The sequence below is a fragment of the Lysinibacillus sp. PWR01 genome, assembly GCF_043359455.1.
Lineage (GTDB): Bacteria > Bacillota > Bacilli > Bacillales_A > Planococcaceae > Lysinibacillus > Lysinibacillus fusiformis_F.
Map to the genome: position 1 here is coordinate 21,680 of NZ_JBHERJ010000053.1, position 14,319 is coordinate 35,998.

The window sequence follows — 14,319 nt, forward strand, 5'->3', positions numbered from 1 at the left end:
GCTTCACAAGATCCCGCCTTTTTTACAATATTCTACTACATCTGTATAAGGTAAATCGCCACCAAAAATAGAGAGTGCACTCCCAATGGTTACATGAAGTTTTCCATTGGCTAATTGGTTAAATCTTTCTAAGTCTTCAATTGATCGGACGCCGCCTGCATAGGTAGTAGGGATAGATGTCCAAGCAGCTAAATCCCGTACCAAGCTTTCCTGCATACCACCCTTTTTTCCTTCAACATCGACAGCATGAATTAACAGTTCATCACAAAAACCTTCAATATAAGCAATGGATGCTGCATTGACTTCGAAATGACTAAATGTAGTCCATTTATCTGTCATGACAAACCACTTCCCGTCACGCATCTTACAACTGAGATCGATGACAAGGTGTTCTTTACCAATTAATTGATTTAAATGCTTTAAACGTGCTAAATCTAGCTGACCATCATGGAAAATATAGGATGTGACAATGACATGTGAAGCACCTGCATCAATATACTTTTGAGCATTGTCAGCCGTGATGCCACCACCAATTTGTAAGCCTTGAGGATAAGCTGTTAAAGCGGATAAGGCAGCATCTTCATTACCTGAACCGAGCATGATAACGTGTCCACCTGTTAAACGATCTTGGGCAAACATTTGTGCATAGTAGCTAGCGTCATGATGAGAAATAAAATTTTCTACAACTGCTTGATTCGTATACCCCAAAGTGCTCCCTACAATTTGTTTTACTTTGCCATCGTGTAAATCGATGCAAGGTCTAAATTCCAATAATTTCACAATCCTTCCGTGCAACTAATTCTTATTTATCATAGCATGGAACGGAGAATAAAGGCAGAGAATTGTCATTTGTCAAAATAATGTAAAATATTGAAGCGATTATATTTTTGGCTGCTATATTATCATGAGGCTATGGTAAAATAAAAAGATTGAAAACTATAAGAAAGGACGGACCGAACATGACAGATCATCTAGATTTATTTGAACTTAATAAATTTTTTATACTCGGACGTCCGATCGTCTCTATCTTTCATAATGCACAAAACATGTATTCGATTGTACGTGTGAAAATTCAAGAGACGAATTTGCAATATGAAGATAAAGAAATTATCGTTGTAGGTTATTTTCCACCATTACAAATGGATGAACAATATCGTTTTACTGGGATATTAAAACAGCATCCTAAATATGGTGCTCAATTTCAAATTGAAACATTTACGAAAGAGGTTCCTGCAACTGAGCAAGGGATTATTCATTATTTATCTAGTGACTTATTCGTAGGGATTGGGAAAAAAACGGCTGAAACGATTGTTGAAAAACTAGGTGCTAATGCACTCCGTGTTATTTTAGAAGATCCTAGTGCACTCGATTCTGTTCCACGTCTATCCGCTGAAAAAAAAGAAGTCATTCATCGCACCATTGAGCAAAACTTAGGCTTAGAACGGGTCATGATTCAACTGAATGAGTGGGGATTTGGTCCACAGCTTGGCATGAAAATCTATCAAACCTATCGAACAGAAGCCATTGAATTACTGACAGAAAATCCATACCGCTTGATTGAAGATGTGGAAGGGGTTGGTTTCTTTCGAGCTGACGAGCTAGGTGCAAAATTAGGTATAACCGGCAAACATCCTGATCGTGTCAAAGCAGCGATTTTCCATATTTTAAATACAGCTGCTTTATCGGATGGACATGTCTATCTAGATGCCGAACATGTTTTACCCCTCGTCAAGGAAATGCTTGAACAAAGCCAACGACAGGAGATACCATTCGAGGACATTTCTCAAGCCTGTATCGAACTGCGTGAAGAAGGCAAAATTTGTGGTGAAGAGACGAGGTTATATTTACCATCACTTTATTTTTCAGAGGTTGGAATTGCATCGAAAATCGTATCGCTAATTGAGCGAAATAACAAGGCTGAACATTTTAGTAAAGATGAAATTCGAAAAGCCATTGGGGAAACAGAGGAGCTACTCCATGTTACCTATGCAGAAACACAAGCAAATGCCATTGAACAGGCTTTAAATTCAGCTGTGATGATTTTAACGGGTGGCCCTGGTACGGGGAAAACGACTGTGGTACGTGGAGTCGTGGAAGTTTATGCAAAGCTTCATGGCTTATCCTTAAATCCAAAAGAGTATGCTCAAAAAGAAGAGCCTTTTCCGATCATCCTTTGTGCGCCAACTGGACGTGCTGCTAAACGATTAGCCGAATCAACAGAGCTTCCTGCGATGACCATTCATCGACTGCTTGGCTTTACAGGGCAAGAAAAAGATGAAGAAACAGAGCGGGAAGTGACAGGGAAGCTGATTATCGTGGATGAAATGTCCATGGTGGATACATGGCTTGCCCATCAATTATTAAAAGCTTTACATGAGGATGTACAGGTTGTCTTTGTAGGAGATCAGGATCAGCTCCCACCAGTGGGTCCAGGACAGGTGTTAAAGGATTTATTAGCATCCAAACAGCTGCCAACCGTTGAGCTAACAGATGTTTACCGACAAGCAGAAGGCTCAACGATTATTGAACTTGCCCATCAAATAAAAAAAGGAACGATTCCAAAAGAGTTAACAGCTAAAACGTCTGATCGTTCGTTTATTAAAGCTTCAGCCGATCAAGTTGCCAATGTGGTCACACAGGTTGTCAAAAGTGCTGTCACAAAGGGTCAGGAAATCCGCAATATTCAAGTGCTAGCGCCCATGTATAAAGGACCAGCTGGCATAGATAATTTAAATAAAATGATTCAAGAGCTTATTAATCCAAATGATACTGGAACACGAAAAGAGCTAGTCTTTGGAGATGTCACCTATCGAATAAAAGATAAAGTCCTTCAGTTAGTCAATCAACCTGAAAGCAATGTCTTTAATGGAGATATGGGAGAGGTCATTAGTATTATTAAGGCAAAAGAGACGGTAGAAAAACAAGATTTACTGATCGTATCCTTTGATGGCATTGAAGTGACCTATCAACGAAGTGATCTCAATCAATTGACACTAGCTTATTGTTGTTCTATCCATAAATCGCAAGGCTCTGAGTTTCAAACGGTTATTATGCCTGTTGTTAGAGGGTATTCCAAAATGCTGCGGCGTAATCTTTTATACACAGGGATTACACGAGCTAAAAACTTTTTGATTTTATGTGGTGAACCTGATGTGCTTGCAGATGGCTTACAACGTACAGATGACCTACAACGTTTCACCTCGTTACGTGCAAGACTTAATCCAATGGAAATCGATGAAGAGCTTGTGAAAGTAGAGGCAGTGCCAGTAGAAGATGAAGGATTGAAGGAGCCTGTTTCCATTGAACAAAAGCTAACACTAGAAACAGCCCCTTATATCCATCCAATGATTGGTATGAATGATGTCTCTCCATATGATTTTTTGGATGATTAAAATAAATACCATCAGCTATATGTACCCGATTAGACTGTCTAATCGGGTTTTTCTAATTGATCGTATCGTCACCTAATATTTGGACATTTCATATACTAGATGAGTACAAAAACATAGGAAATGTATAGGGGTGACAGCATGCCAATAATGACAGGGCAGCAGTATATTGAACGAATTGATGCTTTAAAAACGTATATTTCGATAGATGGGGAAGTCGTGACAGGAAAGGTGTCAGAACATCCTGCCTTTAAAGGAATTATGCAAAGTCAAGCGAAACTTTTTGATTTACAACATCAAGCGGCATTTCTTGAAAAAATGACCTATGAATCGCCAACTAGCAAACAGAGAGTTGGCATGTCCTTTCTTCAAGTATTGACGCCAGAAGATCTTGTGAAAAGGCGCCATGCGGCAAGGGAGTGGGCATTATCTTCTCATGGTTTTATGGGGAGAAGCCCTGATTATATGAATACAACATTAATGGCCTTGGCATCGGCGTCAGACTTTTTAAAAGATAAGCCAAATTGTTTTCCAGAGCATTTGCTGAAGTTTTATGAGTATGCTCGTGAAAATGATATTACGATGACACATACCTTTATCGAACCACAGGTAAATCGCAAGCGCTATTACTATGAGGATGAAGAAGTGACCATTGCTGCTAAAATTATTGGAAAGACAAGTGAAGGCTTAGTCATCAAAGGAGCAAGATTACTCGCAACACAGGGTGGCATAACAGATGAGCTCCTTGTTTTATCAACAAATGGCTATGATGAGGGAAAAGGTTTTGGCTTTTCTATACCGAGTAACACCAAAGGACTAAAGTTTTTATGTCGGCAATCATTTGTAGGAGGAGATTCTACCTTTGATTATCCGTTAAGTGCGCGTTTTGAAGAAATGGATGCAATCGTTGTGTTTGATGATGTAGTTGTCCCATGGGAACGCGTTTTTTACTACGAAAATGTGGAAGTGGCCAATCAATTTATGAATGTCAGCGGCTTCCAAGCTTACAGTTTACATCAAGTGCTTTCTCGTCAAATTGCGAAGACCGAATTTGTACTAGGCGTTGTGCAGTCGATTGTGGACACCATTAATATCGGTGACTACCAACATGTACAACAAAAAGTGGTGGATGTGATTGTGACATTAGAAACGATGAAGGCAATGCTAGTAAAATCAGAAATAGATGCACACAGAGATATGTTTGGCTTTCTTCGACCAGATCTCTCAACATTGCAAGTAGCTATTCAAATTTTCCCGAAAGTTTATCCAACTTTTACGGAAATTATCCAGCAACTTGGGGCAAGTGGATTGATGTCCATACCAACTGAAAAAGCTTTTGCAGCAGATGAGGGTGACCTAGAACATTATTTACAATCATTCCAAGATAAAGGCGAGGAGCGAGTAAAGAAATTCCGTTTAGCATGGGATTTAACGATGAGTAGTTTTGGCACAAGGCAAACATTGTACGAACGCTTTTTCTTTGGTGATCCTGTGCGTTTATCTAGCCTGCTCTATCAATCTTATCAACGGGAGCATTTAGTGCAAAGAGTGGAAGACTTTTTGAAAAATGATTGATTGACAGTCATGAGGCAATCCGCTATGATGTGGAGGAACAAAAAAATAATATCCCTTCGTTAGGTGAGGCTCCTATGCTGGAGATACGCTACTACCCAAAAATGTCGAGAGACGCCAATGGGTCAACAGAAATCATCGAAATAAGGTGTTTTTTAACGTAGCTGGACATATTCCTATGCCGCATAGTGCTAAAACTCAACGTTTGAAGGTAACAAGCATGCAATGTTTTTAATTGCTATTTTTTGATATGTGTATTCAACACGCCTTCATTCGTAGAAGGCGTGTTTTTGTTATGAAAGGAAGGTGATGAGAAATGGATAGTAGTCCTGAACCGAATAAGTATCATTTAGGCAAATGGAAACAATTAAAAAGTCATCGATTTCTGATCACCGATGCAGACAAAAGGTGATAAAGGATGACCTTTTGTTTCCCTCAATAACAAAACACGAGGTGAAATGCAATGATTAAAATCCACTATTATAATAACAGCAGCAAGACAGTCCAACATGATTTCAATATGATTGATTTACAACTTCCTATCCCTAACGAAGACTTATTATGGGTAGATTTATATGCGTATAGTTATTATGAATTGAATAATATTGCAGATATATTTGGCTTTCATCCACTAGCAGTGGAAGATTGCTTACATGAGGGCTCACGTCCGAAAATGGATAGTTATGGTGATTATAAATTTTTTGTGCTCCATGCACCAATCTATAATGAGAAAAGTAATAATGAAATTACAACAGTGGAGTTAAATATTTTTATGGGACCAAACTATATTGTAACTGTGCATAAACAAAAGTTGCAATGGCTAGGCAACATGGAGAATGTTTGTATCAATAGTCCAAAATTTTTGGAAAAGGGTACTGATTTTTTATTGCATACCATTATTGACGGGATTACAGACGAATACTTCCCGGTATTAGAACGAATTCGAGCACGTATAGATGAACTGGAAGAAGAAATTTATGATTATCAACCAAAAGTGGTGACAGAGGAATTTCTTGCACTGAAGCGGACAATTATTTTAATTCGTCAGGCCATTATGCCACAAAGAAGAATTTTTTCAACAATCAATGGCCAGTGGAAATTTGATATTCAAGAAGAAAATATTCCATTCTATAAAGATTTGAATGACCATCTAGAACGAATTGTCGACTCCACAGAGACTTATCGTGATTTAGTTAACAGCACGCTTGATACGTATTTTTCAATAATCAGTGGTAAATCTATTGAAAAGCTGAATTTATTAACGGTCATTTCGACAATTATGTTGCCGCTATCTGTAATTACTAGCTTTTTTGGTATGAATGTACCTTTACCTTATCAAGATTCGCCCTATACAACTATTGCGATCAGTGCCTTTTTAGTTATTTTTACGTGGGGTATGTGGGTATATTTCAAAAAAATGATTGCTTAGTTCGTGATAGTCATACTAGTACTAATTGACAGCGCAATAGATTTTTTTTATAATTTTTGATAGAAAAAGTAAAAACGATGATGGAAAAAGTACGTATTTGTCTGTGTACAAGAAAGGGATTTCTAGGCTGAAAAAATCCTCACAGCAGCAAATGCCGAAAGCTACTCCAGAGTGCAGCTAATCCCTGCCGTTCACTGACGTTACAAGTGCTAAAGAGGTAAGTAAGAATTTTTACTTACAACTAGGGTGGTACCGCGAGACTAATGACAAGTCCTCGTCCCTTTTTTGGGGATGAGGGCTTTTTTTATTTTCTTCGGTAAATCGCAGGATTCGTATCGTGATTTTACAATATTAAATAGGAGGAATTTATCCAATGAAAGCAGTAGATATTCGCCGTATGTATTTGGAATTTTTTAAAGAAAAGGGGCACCATCATGAGCCATCAGCACCACTTGTGCCGATAAATGACCCATCACTCCTTTGGATCAACTCAGGTGTTGCAACATTGAAACCATATTTCGATGGGCGTATCATTCCTGATAATCCACGTATTACAAATGCACAAAAATCAATCCGTACCAACGATATTGAGAATGTTGGGAAAACAGCTCGTCACCATACGTTCTTTGAAATGTTAGGAAACTTCTCTATTGGTGACTACTTCAAAAAAGAAGCGATTCATTACGCTTGGGAGTTTTTAACGGATAAAAAATGGATGGGCTTTGATCCAGCGTTATTATCCATTACGATTCACCCAGAAGATCAGGAAGCATATGATGTTTGGCATCAGGAAATTGGCATTCCAGAAGAACGTTTAATTCGTTTAGAAGGGAATTTCTGGGATATCGGAGAAGGTCCATCTGGTCCTAACTCAGAGATTTTTTATGATCGTGGTGTAGAATACGGCTCAGATGATAATGATCCTGAAATGTATCCAGGTGGGGAAAACGAGCGTTATCTTGAAATTTGGAACCTTGTGTTCTCTCAATTCAACCATAATCCTGATGGCACTTACACGCCACTACCAAAGCAAAATATTGATACAGGTATGGGCTTAGAGCGTATTGTATCAGTCGTTCAAAATGTACCAACGAACTTTGATACAGATTTATTTATGCCAATCATTGAAAAAATCGAGGAATTTGCCAACCGTAAATATAAGCGTCCTGGTGAAGTAGATTTAAATGAAATCTTTGGCTCAGAAGAAGATATTAATACACCATTTAAAGTGATTGCAGACCATATCCGTACAGTAGCATTTGCTATAGGCGATGGTGCCCTGCCATCAAACGAAGGCCGTGGCTATGTATTACGTCGCTTACTACGTCGTGCTGTTCGTTATGCTAAGCAAATTGGTATTGAAAAACCATTTATGTTTGAACTTGTACCAACTGTGGGTAAAATTATGGAAGACTTCTATCCAGAAGTTACGGGGAAATGCGAATTTATTCAACGTGTCATTAAAAATGAAGAAATTCGTTTCCATGAAACATTAGACGGTGGTTTGGCTATCTTTAATGAAGTAGTGGAATCTCAAAAAGCAGCTGGTCATGATTATATTCCAGGAGCAGATGCTTTCCGTTTATATGATACTTATGGATTCCCAATCGAGTTAACGGAAGAATATGCAGAAGAAGTCGGCATGAAAGTAGATCATGAAGGTTTTGAAGCAGCGATGGAAGAACAACGTGAACGTGCGCGTGCTGCTCGTCAAGATGTTGACTCGATGCAAGTACAGAATGAAGTATTAGCAAACTTAACGGTTGCAAGTGAATTTGTTGGCTATGATACGTTAACAGCTAGTACTGAAATCGCTGCAATGATCGTCAATGGTCAAGTAGCAAAAGTCGCTTCAGAAGGTCAAGAAGCATTGGTTATTCTAGCGAAGACACCATTCTACACTGAAATGGGTGGCCAAATTGCCGATAGTGGTACGATTTCGAATGATAGCTTTACGGCTATTGTAAAAGATGTTCAAAAAGCACCGAATGGTCAACCGCTTCATACAGTAGTAGTTGAATCTGGTGAAATGCATGTGGAAGATGCAGTGCAAGCAGTGGTCAATCGTGATGATCGTAATTTAATCATTAAAAACCATACAGCGACACATATTATGCAACGTGCATTAAAAGATGTGCTAGGCGATCATGTGAACCAAGCTGGATCATATGTTGGCCCTGACCGTTTACGCTTTGACTTCTCTCACTTTGGTCAAGTTACAAAAGAAGAATTACAACAAATTGAACGTATTGTAAATGAAAAAGTGTGGGATGATATAGAGGTCGTTATTGAAGAAAAAGGCATTGATGAAGCAAAAGCAATGGGTGCCATGGCCTTGTTCGGTGAAAAATATGGAGATGTTGTACGTGTAGTATCAATTGGAGATTATTCTATTGAGCTATGTGGTGGTATCCATGTTAAACGCTCTTCTGAAATTGGCTTCTTCAAAATTGTTTCAGAAGGTGGTATCGGTGCAGGTACTCGTCGTATTGAAGCTGTTACAGGTAGAGTTGCTTATGAAGCAGTAAAAGAAGAAGAAGCATTACTAAATGATGCAGCAGCATTATTAAAAGCAAATGCTAAAGATATCGTCACAAAAGTACAGGCATTACAAGCCGACTATAAAGAATTGCAACGTGAAAACGAAGCATTATCTCAAAAAATCGCCAATGCACAAGCAGGAGCAATTGTAGATGCCGCTCAAATAATTGGAGATGTGACAGTTCTTTCTACAAAAGTGGAAGCGAAGGATAACAATCAACTTCGTCAAATGATGGATGATTTGAAAGTGAAAATGCCAAAAGCAGTCATTGTTCTTGGAGCAGTTGATGGCGAAAAAGTCATGTTATGTGCTGGTGTTTCAAAAGAATTAGTTGGTGGCAATTACCATGCGGGGAATATTGTGAAAATGGTTGCAGAAGCATGCGGTGGTAAAGGTGGCGGCCGTCCAGATATGGCGATGGCAGGTGCAAAAGATGCATCAAAACTTGATGACGCACTACTTTCTGTGTATGATTATATTAAATCCATTTAATTAATTCACCAAAACATGTTATAATAAAGAGAAATTGGAGATGAGCGTGTTTGCACATCTCCTTATTTCTGAAAGCGAGGTGCTGGTCATGAGTTCATTTGATCAAACGATGAAATTTAATTTTCCAGAAGAATCAATGGAACAGGAAGTCAAGCAGGTAATGTTGAAAGTACATTCTTCATTAGAGGAAAAGGGATATAATCCTATCAATCAGATTGTTGGTTACTTACTTTCTGGTGATCCGGCGTATATTCCTCGCCATCAGGATGCTCGTAATTTAATTCGCAAGCTTGAGCGTGACGAAATTCTAGAGGAGCTTGTTAAATTTTATATCAAAAAGAATAACGAGGACTAGAAATGAGAATTATGGGATTAGACGTTGGGTCGAAAACTGTTGGTGTGGCAGTAAGTGATGCACTGGGGTGGACTGCTCAAGGTATTGAAACCGTAAAAATTGATGAGGCTAACGGAGAGTTCGGCATTGACCGCATCGCCGAGCTAGTAAAGGAATATACTATAACAGAATTTGTTGTAGGATACCCAAAAAACATGAATAATACGGTAGGACCGCGTGGTGAAGCATCCGAGAACTATAAAAAGTTGTTGGAAGAAACATTTTCACTACCGGTTAAGTTATGGGATGAACGTTTAACGACGATGGCTGCAGAACGCATGCTGATTGAAGCGGACGTGAGTCGCAAAAAGCGCAAGCAGGTCATTGATAAAATGGCAGCTGTGATGATTTTACAAGGCTACTTAGATAGCAAAAATTAATTGATGAGGTGACTTAGGCATGACACACGAGCATAACCATGAAGAAGAACTACATGTTCAACACATTACAGTGATTGACGAAAACGGAAACGAGCAGCTTTGTGAAGTGATTCACGTTCATGAATCTCCAGAGTTTGGCAAATCATATGTGTTTTACTCAATGGTAGGTGCAGAGGAAGATGAAGATGGTTCAGTTGAAATCTTTGTATCTTCATTCGTACCATCTGAAAATGGTGAAGATGGTGAATTAACACCAATCGAAACTGAAGCAGAGTGGGATATGGTAGAGGACGTTTTAAATGCATTAGAGGATGAAAACGAAGAATAATCTTCTAACTTCAAAGCTAGGAACAAGGATCGCAGCTTGCAGTCCTTGTTCCTTTTTTATTGACACTCTTCTTTGTACAAGGATTGTTAAATTAAGGAGTGAATGCTCGATAGATATGTGAATTTTGATCCACAAATGATGAGGATTGCTCTTAAAATGAGGCGACCCGCTCAGAAGTAGAGAAGAAGTGCTCCTAAGATGGGGAGACCCGCTCAAAATTAGGTGAGAAGCGCTCCTAAGGTGGGGCGACCCGCTCAGAAGTAGGGAAGAAGTGCTCTTAAAATGTGAGAATCCGCTCAAAAGAAGAGAAGAAGTGCTCCTAAAATGTGAGAACCCGCTCAAAAGTAGAGAAGCTCCGCTCGAAAATAGAAGAACCTAATCAAAAAGTGCCTTAACCCCACTAGATAAAAAAACTTTTTATTAATTGACATCAAATTGTCAAAAAGGAGGAAACCGTATGAATGAAGAAACGCAAGAATTTATGATTATCGGAGAAGATGGAAAGGAACAGCAGTGTCGTGTGGTCTTTACATTTGATGCAGAGGACAAGTCTTATGTGTTATTTTCTCTTGTAGATGAAAAAGGTCAAGAAATCCCAGGGGACATTTCAGCGATGACTTTTGATTACGATGATAATACAGGTGAGATGACCAATTTACAGCCTGTTGAAACAGATACAGAATGGGAAATGATTAATGAAGTGGTGTTAACACTACTTGATGAATTTGAGGAAGAGCCACAGCTAATTACGGTGACGGACGAAGAAGGGAAAGATCAAGTTTGTGAAGTCATTCATACGTTTTCATCTGAGCAATTCGGTAAATCGTATGTTTTGTATGTACCAGCGACGGATGAACCTATGGGGGAACGAGATATTTTTGCGGCTCAATATCTGTCTGGAAATGACGGTTCTATAGAAGAATTATTACCAATTGAAACTGATGAAGAATGGGCATTTGTTGAAGATGTATTAAACGAATTGTAAAAACTCTGAGTGGCTAACAACCACTCAGAGTTTTTTGTTTATTAATAGAAATTTTCTATCAATGGTCTAAAAATATTCTATCTGTAAATGAAATTTTTGTATTTTTAAATGAATTTAAGGGATTTTCGAGAAAAAACATGTATTTCAACCTCTTTATTTTCTGAATTTTTTAATAAATAGAATAAAAGAGGCATTGACCAATTCTGAGTAAATAGATAAGATTTGTTTTAAATTAAACCAAGTAAATTTATTTACTAAGGAGGAAATATGATGAGATTAGGTTGGAAATTGCTTATCGGTGCATTGGCAATAGGCTTGTTGGCTGGTTGCACAAACAAAGGAGAGGCTAGTAAAGAGGACATTGTAACATTAAAAGTAGGAGCTGCCAGTGTTCCTCATGCGGAAGTATTGGAGTATTTAGCAAAAGATCTTGAAACGGATGGAGTGAAACTAGACATTACCATAATAAAAGATGCTGTTCAAACGAACCAACAAACGGCAGATGGCGAGCTGGATTTTAACTATTTTCAACATGTTCCGTTTTTAGAACAGACGAATAAAGAAAGTCATTTAGATTTAGTCAGTGTAAAAGGAGTTCATATTGAACCATTTGGTGTGTATTCGAAGAAAATAAAAAAAATTAATGATTTGCCACAAAATGCAAAGGTTGCTGTACCTAATGATGTTGTCAATTTTTCACGAGCGTTATTACTTTTTCAAAATAATGGCTTGATTGAATTAGATAAAACCAAAAAAAGTGATTATACAGTCGAAGATATTACGAAAAATGAGAAGAGTATTCAATTTATAGGTGTTGATTCTCCATTACTTGTTCGTTCATTAGATGATGTAGAAGCATCTGCTATTAATACAAATTATGCATTAGAAGGGGGCTATAATCCTGTGAAGGATGCCCTCATTATAGAAGATTCTGAATCACCCTATGTCAATATAATAGCATCGACAAATGAAAAAAAAGATGATCCAGCTATACAGACAGTTGTTAAGTGGTTAACAAGTGAAAAGGCGCGTTCTTTCTTTGAAGATCAGTATAAGGGTGCTGTTGTCCCAGCATTTTAAAGCTTTGCAATCAACATAAATGCTAAGGAGGTAGACGTGCATGATTGAGTTTATTGAAACGACAAAAGAATTCCAGGTCGGTACTTCGACTGTAACGGCCCTAAATCATATCAATTTAACGATTCAGAAGGGGGATATTTTTGGTGTTATCGGCTTTAGTGGTGCTGGTAAGAGTACACTGATTCGCACAGTAAATTTACTGGAAGAGCCAACTTCTGGACGAGTACTTGTGAATGGCAAAGAATTAACTACGCTCACTAAAAAGCAGCTTCGAGAGGAGAAGAAAAAAATCGGTATGATTTTTCAACACTTTAATCTCCTTCATTCTAAAACTGTATTTGAAAATGTGGCAATGCCTTTAATCATAAGTGGCGTAAAAAAATCGAATTTGGAAGGTCAAGTAAAAGAGGCTTTAGCATTTGTTGGCTTAGCGGATAAAACTGATCGTTATATTGACGAGCTATCAGGCGGGCAGAAACAAAGAGTCGGCATTGCTAGAGCACTAGTGACAAAACCAACTATCCTTTTATGTGATGAAGCAACTTCGGCTCTCGACCCACAAACGACCAAATCGATTTTAGCTTTACTAAAGAAGGTCAATATAGAGTATGGTATTACGATTTTGATGATTACGCATGAAATGGAAGTTATCCGGGATATTTGTAATCGTGTAGCTGTCATGGAAAATGGAAGAATCATTGAAACAGGTAATGTACTTGAAATTTTTTCTACACCAAGAGAAGAGACAACTAAAAATTTTGTCCAATCAGTTGTTCGGGACGAAATCCCATCTTCTGTTTATGAACAGTTAAAAAGTATAGATGCCTCTAAAAAAATTTACAATTTAAAATTCATAGGAGTAGACGTCGGACAGCCGATTGTCTCACAGGTAGCTAAGAAATTTGCTGTAGATGTCAATGTTTTATTTGGCAATATCACTGAGTTACAAGGAATCCCATTCGGCCATTTAATCGTGGAGCTCGTTGGTTCTGAAAAAGATATACAAAAAGCATTTCTATTTATTCAGGCTAAAAATATTCAAATAGAGGAGGTTGTTGCACGTGAAAGTGAGCACACAAATTATTATCAACGCGGTTCTAGATACGCTGTACATGGTTAGCCTTTCTTTATTTTTTGGTGCCATTTTAGGCTTTATTTTAGGGATCATCTTAGTTGTGACGAGAAAAGGACATATTCTTGAAAATAAATTAATCTTCTCGATTGTCAATCCGATCGTCAATACATTGCGTTCCATTCCATTCATTATTTTACTTGTTGCAATCATTCCATTCACAAGATTACTCGTTGGCACCGCTATTGGTACAACTGCTGCCATTGTGCCGTTAGTCTTGCATATTGGACCATATATTTCAAGATTAATAGAAAATTCATTATTAGAGGTGGATGAGGGCATTATTGAAGCAGCCAAAGCAATGGGAGCTTCTCCATTTCAAATTATTCGAAAGTTTTTGTTGCCTGAAGCTTTTCCATCCTTAATTTTAAGTGTCACGACTGCAACGATTGGACTTATTGGTGCGACGGCTATGGCAGGAGCTGTTGGAGGCGGTGGTTTAGGTGATGTTGCTATTACTTACGGATATCAACGTTTTGATAATACGACGATATTAGTTACAGTGGTCATTTTAGTTGTACTTGTACAGATTATTCAAAGCATTGGTAATAGTCTTGAACGAAAAATACGTAGGGTGTCTTAAGGGAGAATGTAAA

Annotated in this window: 12 protein-coding genes, 1 riboswitch and 1 other annotated feature; of the genes, 11 read left to right on the forward strand and 1 reads right to left on the reverse strand. The window is 38.1% G+C overall.

Going from position 1 to position 14,319, the window contains the following annotated elements; genetic code table 11:
• Positions 1–3: 3 nt before the first annotated feature.
• On the reverse strand, positions 4–771 hold the full coding sequence (hisA, locus tag ACEVFT_RS10630; protein ID WP_205444571.1) for a phosphoribosylformimino-5-aminoimidazole carboxamide ribotide isomerase: 768 nt from the start codon (positions 769–771) through the stop codon (positions 4–6).
• Positions 772–959: 188 nt separating this feature from the next.
• Here hisA and recD2 point away from each other — a divergent pair, with 188 nt between their 5' ends.
• The 11 genes from recD2 to ACEVFT_RS10685 all read left to right on the forward strand — a co-directional run bounded on the left by recD2 (position 960) and on the right by ACEVFT_RS10685 (position 14,306).
• Complete coding sequence (gene recD2 / locus ACEVFT_RS10635) at positions 960–3,392, forward strand: SF1B family DNA helicase RecD2 (RefSeq protein ID WP_393949647.1); 2,433 nt, start codon at positions 960–962, stop codon at positions 3,390–3,392.
• 138 nt (positions 3,393–3,530) lie between these two features.
• The gene (gene hpaB / locus ACEVFT_RS10640) at positions 3,531–4,964 is read left to right on the forward strand and encodes a 4-hydroxyphenylacetate 3-monooxygenase, oxygenase component (protein WP_205444568.1); all 1,434 of its coding nucleotides are present in this window, start codon (positions 3,531–3,533) and stop codon (positions 4,962–4,964) included.
• Between the two features lie 48 nt (positions 4,965–5,012).
• Positions 5,013–5,178: riboswitch (M-box (ykoK) riboswitch) on the forward strand.
• Positions 5,179–5,424: 246 nt separating this feature from the next.
• Entirely contained in the window at positions 5,425–6,390 is a 966-nt protein-coding gene (locus ACEVFT_RS10645; protein ID WP_393949650.1) for a magnesium transporter CorA family protein, read from the forward strand.
• Between the two features lie 68 nt (positions 6,391–6,458).
• Positions 6,459–6,675, forward strand: a binding site (T-box leader).
• Positions 6,676–6,763: 88 nt separating this feature from the next.
• Positions 6,764–9,424 (forward strand): alanine--tRNA ligase, encoded by a 2,661-nt coding sequence (gene alaS / locus ACEVFT_RS10650; RefSeq protein WP_393949653.1) that lies wholly within the window; start codon positions 6,764–6,766, stop codon positions 9,422–9,424.
• Positions 9,425–9,512: 88 nt separating this feature from the next.
• A complete protein-coding gene (locus tag ACEVFT_RS10655; protein WP_004226839.1) occupies positions 9,513–9,779 on the forward strand; it encodes an IreB family regulatory phosphoprotein in 267 nt (88 codons plus the stop codon).
• 2 nt (positions 9,780–9,781) lie between these two features.
• Positions 9,782–10,198 (forward strand): Holliday junction resolvase RuvX, encoded by a 417-nt coding sequence (gene ruvX / locus ACEVFT_RS10660; RefSeq protein WP_016994166.1) that lies wholly within the window; start codon positions 9,782–9,784, stop codon positions 10,196–10,198.
• 19 nt (positions 10,199–10,217) lie between these two features.
• The gene (locus ACEVFT_RS10665; protein WP_036124332.1) at positions 10,218–10,526 is read left to right on the forward strand and encodes a DUF1292 domain-containing protein; all 309 of its coding nucleotides are present in this window, start codon (positions 10,218–10,220) and stop codon (positions 10,524–10,526) included.
• A gap of 457 nt (positions 10,527–10,983) precedes the next feature.
• The gene (locus tag ACEVFT_RS10670; RefSeq protein ID WP_393949656.1) at positions 10,984–11,511 is read left to right on the forward strand and encodes a DUF1292 domain-containing protein; all 528 of its coding nucleotides are present in this window, start codon (positions 10,984–10,986) and stop codon (positions 11,509–11,511) included.
• 270 nt (positions 11,512–11,781) lie between these two features.
• Positions 11,782–12,591, forward strand: coding sequence for a MetQ/NlpA family ABC transporter substrate-binding protein (locus ACEVFT_RS10675; protein WP_393949658.1), 810 nt, complete (start codon positions 11,782–11,784; stop codon positions 12,589–12,591).
• 40 nt (positions 12,592–12,631) lie between these two features.
• Positions 12,632–13,711 carry a methionine ABC transporter ATP-binding protein gene (locus ACEVFT_RS10680; protein ID WP_205444559.1) on the forward strand — a complete coding sequence of 360 codons (1,080 nt, stop codon included), beginning with the start codon at positions 12,632–12,634 and terminating at the stop codon, positions 13,709–13,711.
• On the forward strand, positions 13,704–14,306 hold the full coding sequence (locus ACEVFT_RS10685) for a methionine ABC transporter permease (RefSeq protein ID WP_243456395.1): 603 nt from the start codon (positions 13,704–13,706) through the stop codon (positions 14,304–14,306). Before ACEVFT_RS10680 ends, ACEVFT_RS10685 begins: the two co-directional genes overlap by 8 nt.
• The last annotated feature ends 13 nt before the right edge of the window (positions 14,307–14,319 follow it).

What these genes read in the sequence shown, in the direction of transcription:
- recD2 (WP_393949647.1), top strand. Translation starts at nt 960, where the DNA reads ATGACAGATCATCTAGATTTATTTGAACTTAATAAATTTTTTATACTC.
- hpaB (WP_205444568.1), top strand. Translation starts at nt 3,531, where the DNA reads ATGCCAATAATGACAGGGCAGCAGTATATTGAACGAATTGATGCTTTA.
- ACEVFT_RS10645 (WP_393949650.1), top strand. Translation starts at nt 5,425, where the DNA reads ATGATTAAAATCCACTATTATAATAACAGCAGCAAGACAGTCCAACAT.
- alaS (WP_393949653.1), top strand. Translation starts at nt 6,764, where the DNA reads ATGAAAGCAGTAGATATTCGCCGTATGTATTTGGAATTTTTTAAAGAA.
- ACEVFT_RS10655 (WP_004226839.1), top strand. Translation starts at nt 9,513, where the DNA reads ATGAGTTCATTTGATCAAACGATGAAATTTAATTTTCCAGAAGAATCA.
- ruvX (WP_016994166.1), top strand. Translation starts at nt 9,782, where the DNA reads ATGAGAATTATGGGATTAGACGTTGGGTCGAAAACTGTTGGTGTGGCA.
- ACEVFT_RS10665 (WP_036124332.1), top strand. Translation starts at nt 10,218, where the DNA reads ATGACACACGAGCATAACCATGAAGAAGAACTACATGTTCAACACATT.
- ACEVFT_RS10670 (WP_393949656.1), top strand. Translation starts at nt 10,984, where the DNA reads ATGAATGAAGAAACGCAAGAATTTATGATTATCGGAGAAGATGGAAAG.
- ACEVFT_RS10675 (WP_393949658.1), top strand. Translation starts at nt 11,782, where the DNA reads ATGAGATTAGGTTGGAAATTGCTTATCGGTGCATTGGCAATAGGCTTG.
- ACEVFT_RS10680 (WP_205444559.1), top strand. Translation starts at nt 12,632, where the DNA reads ATGATTGAGTTTATTGAAACGACAAAAGAATTCCAGGTCGGTACTTCG.
- ACEVFT_RS10685 (WP_243456395.1), top strand. Translation starts at nt 13,704, where the DNA reads ATGGTTAGCCTTTCTTTATTTTTTGGTGCCATTTTAGGCTTTATTTTA.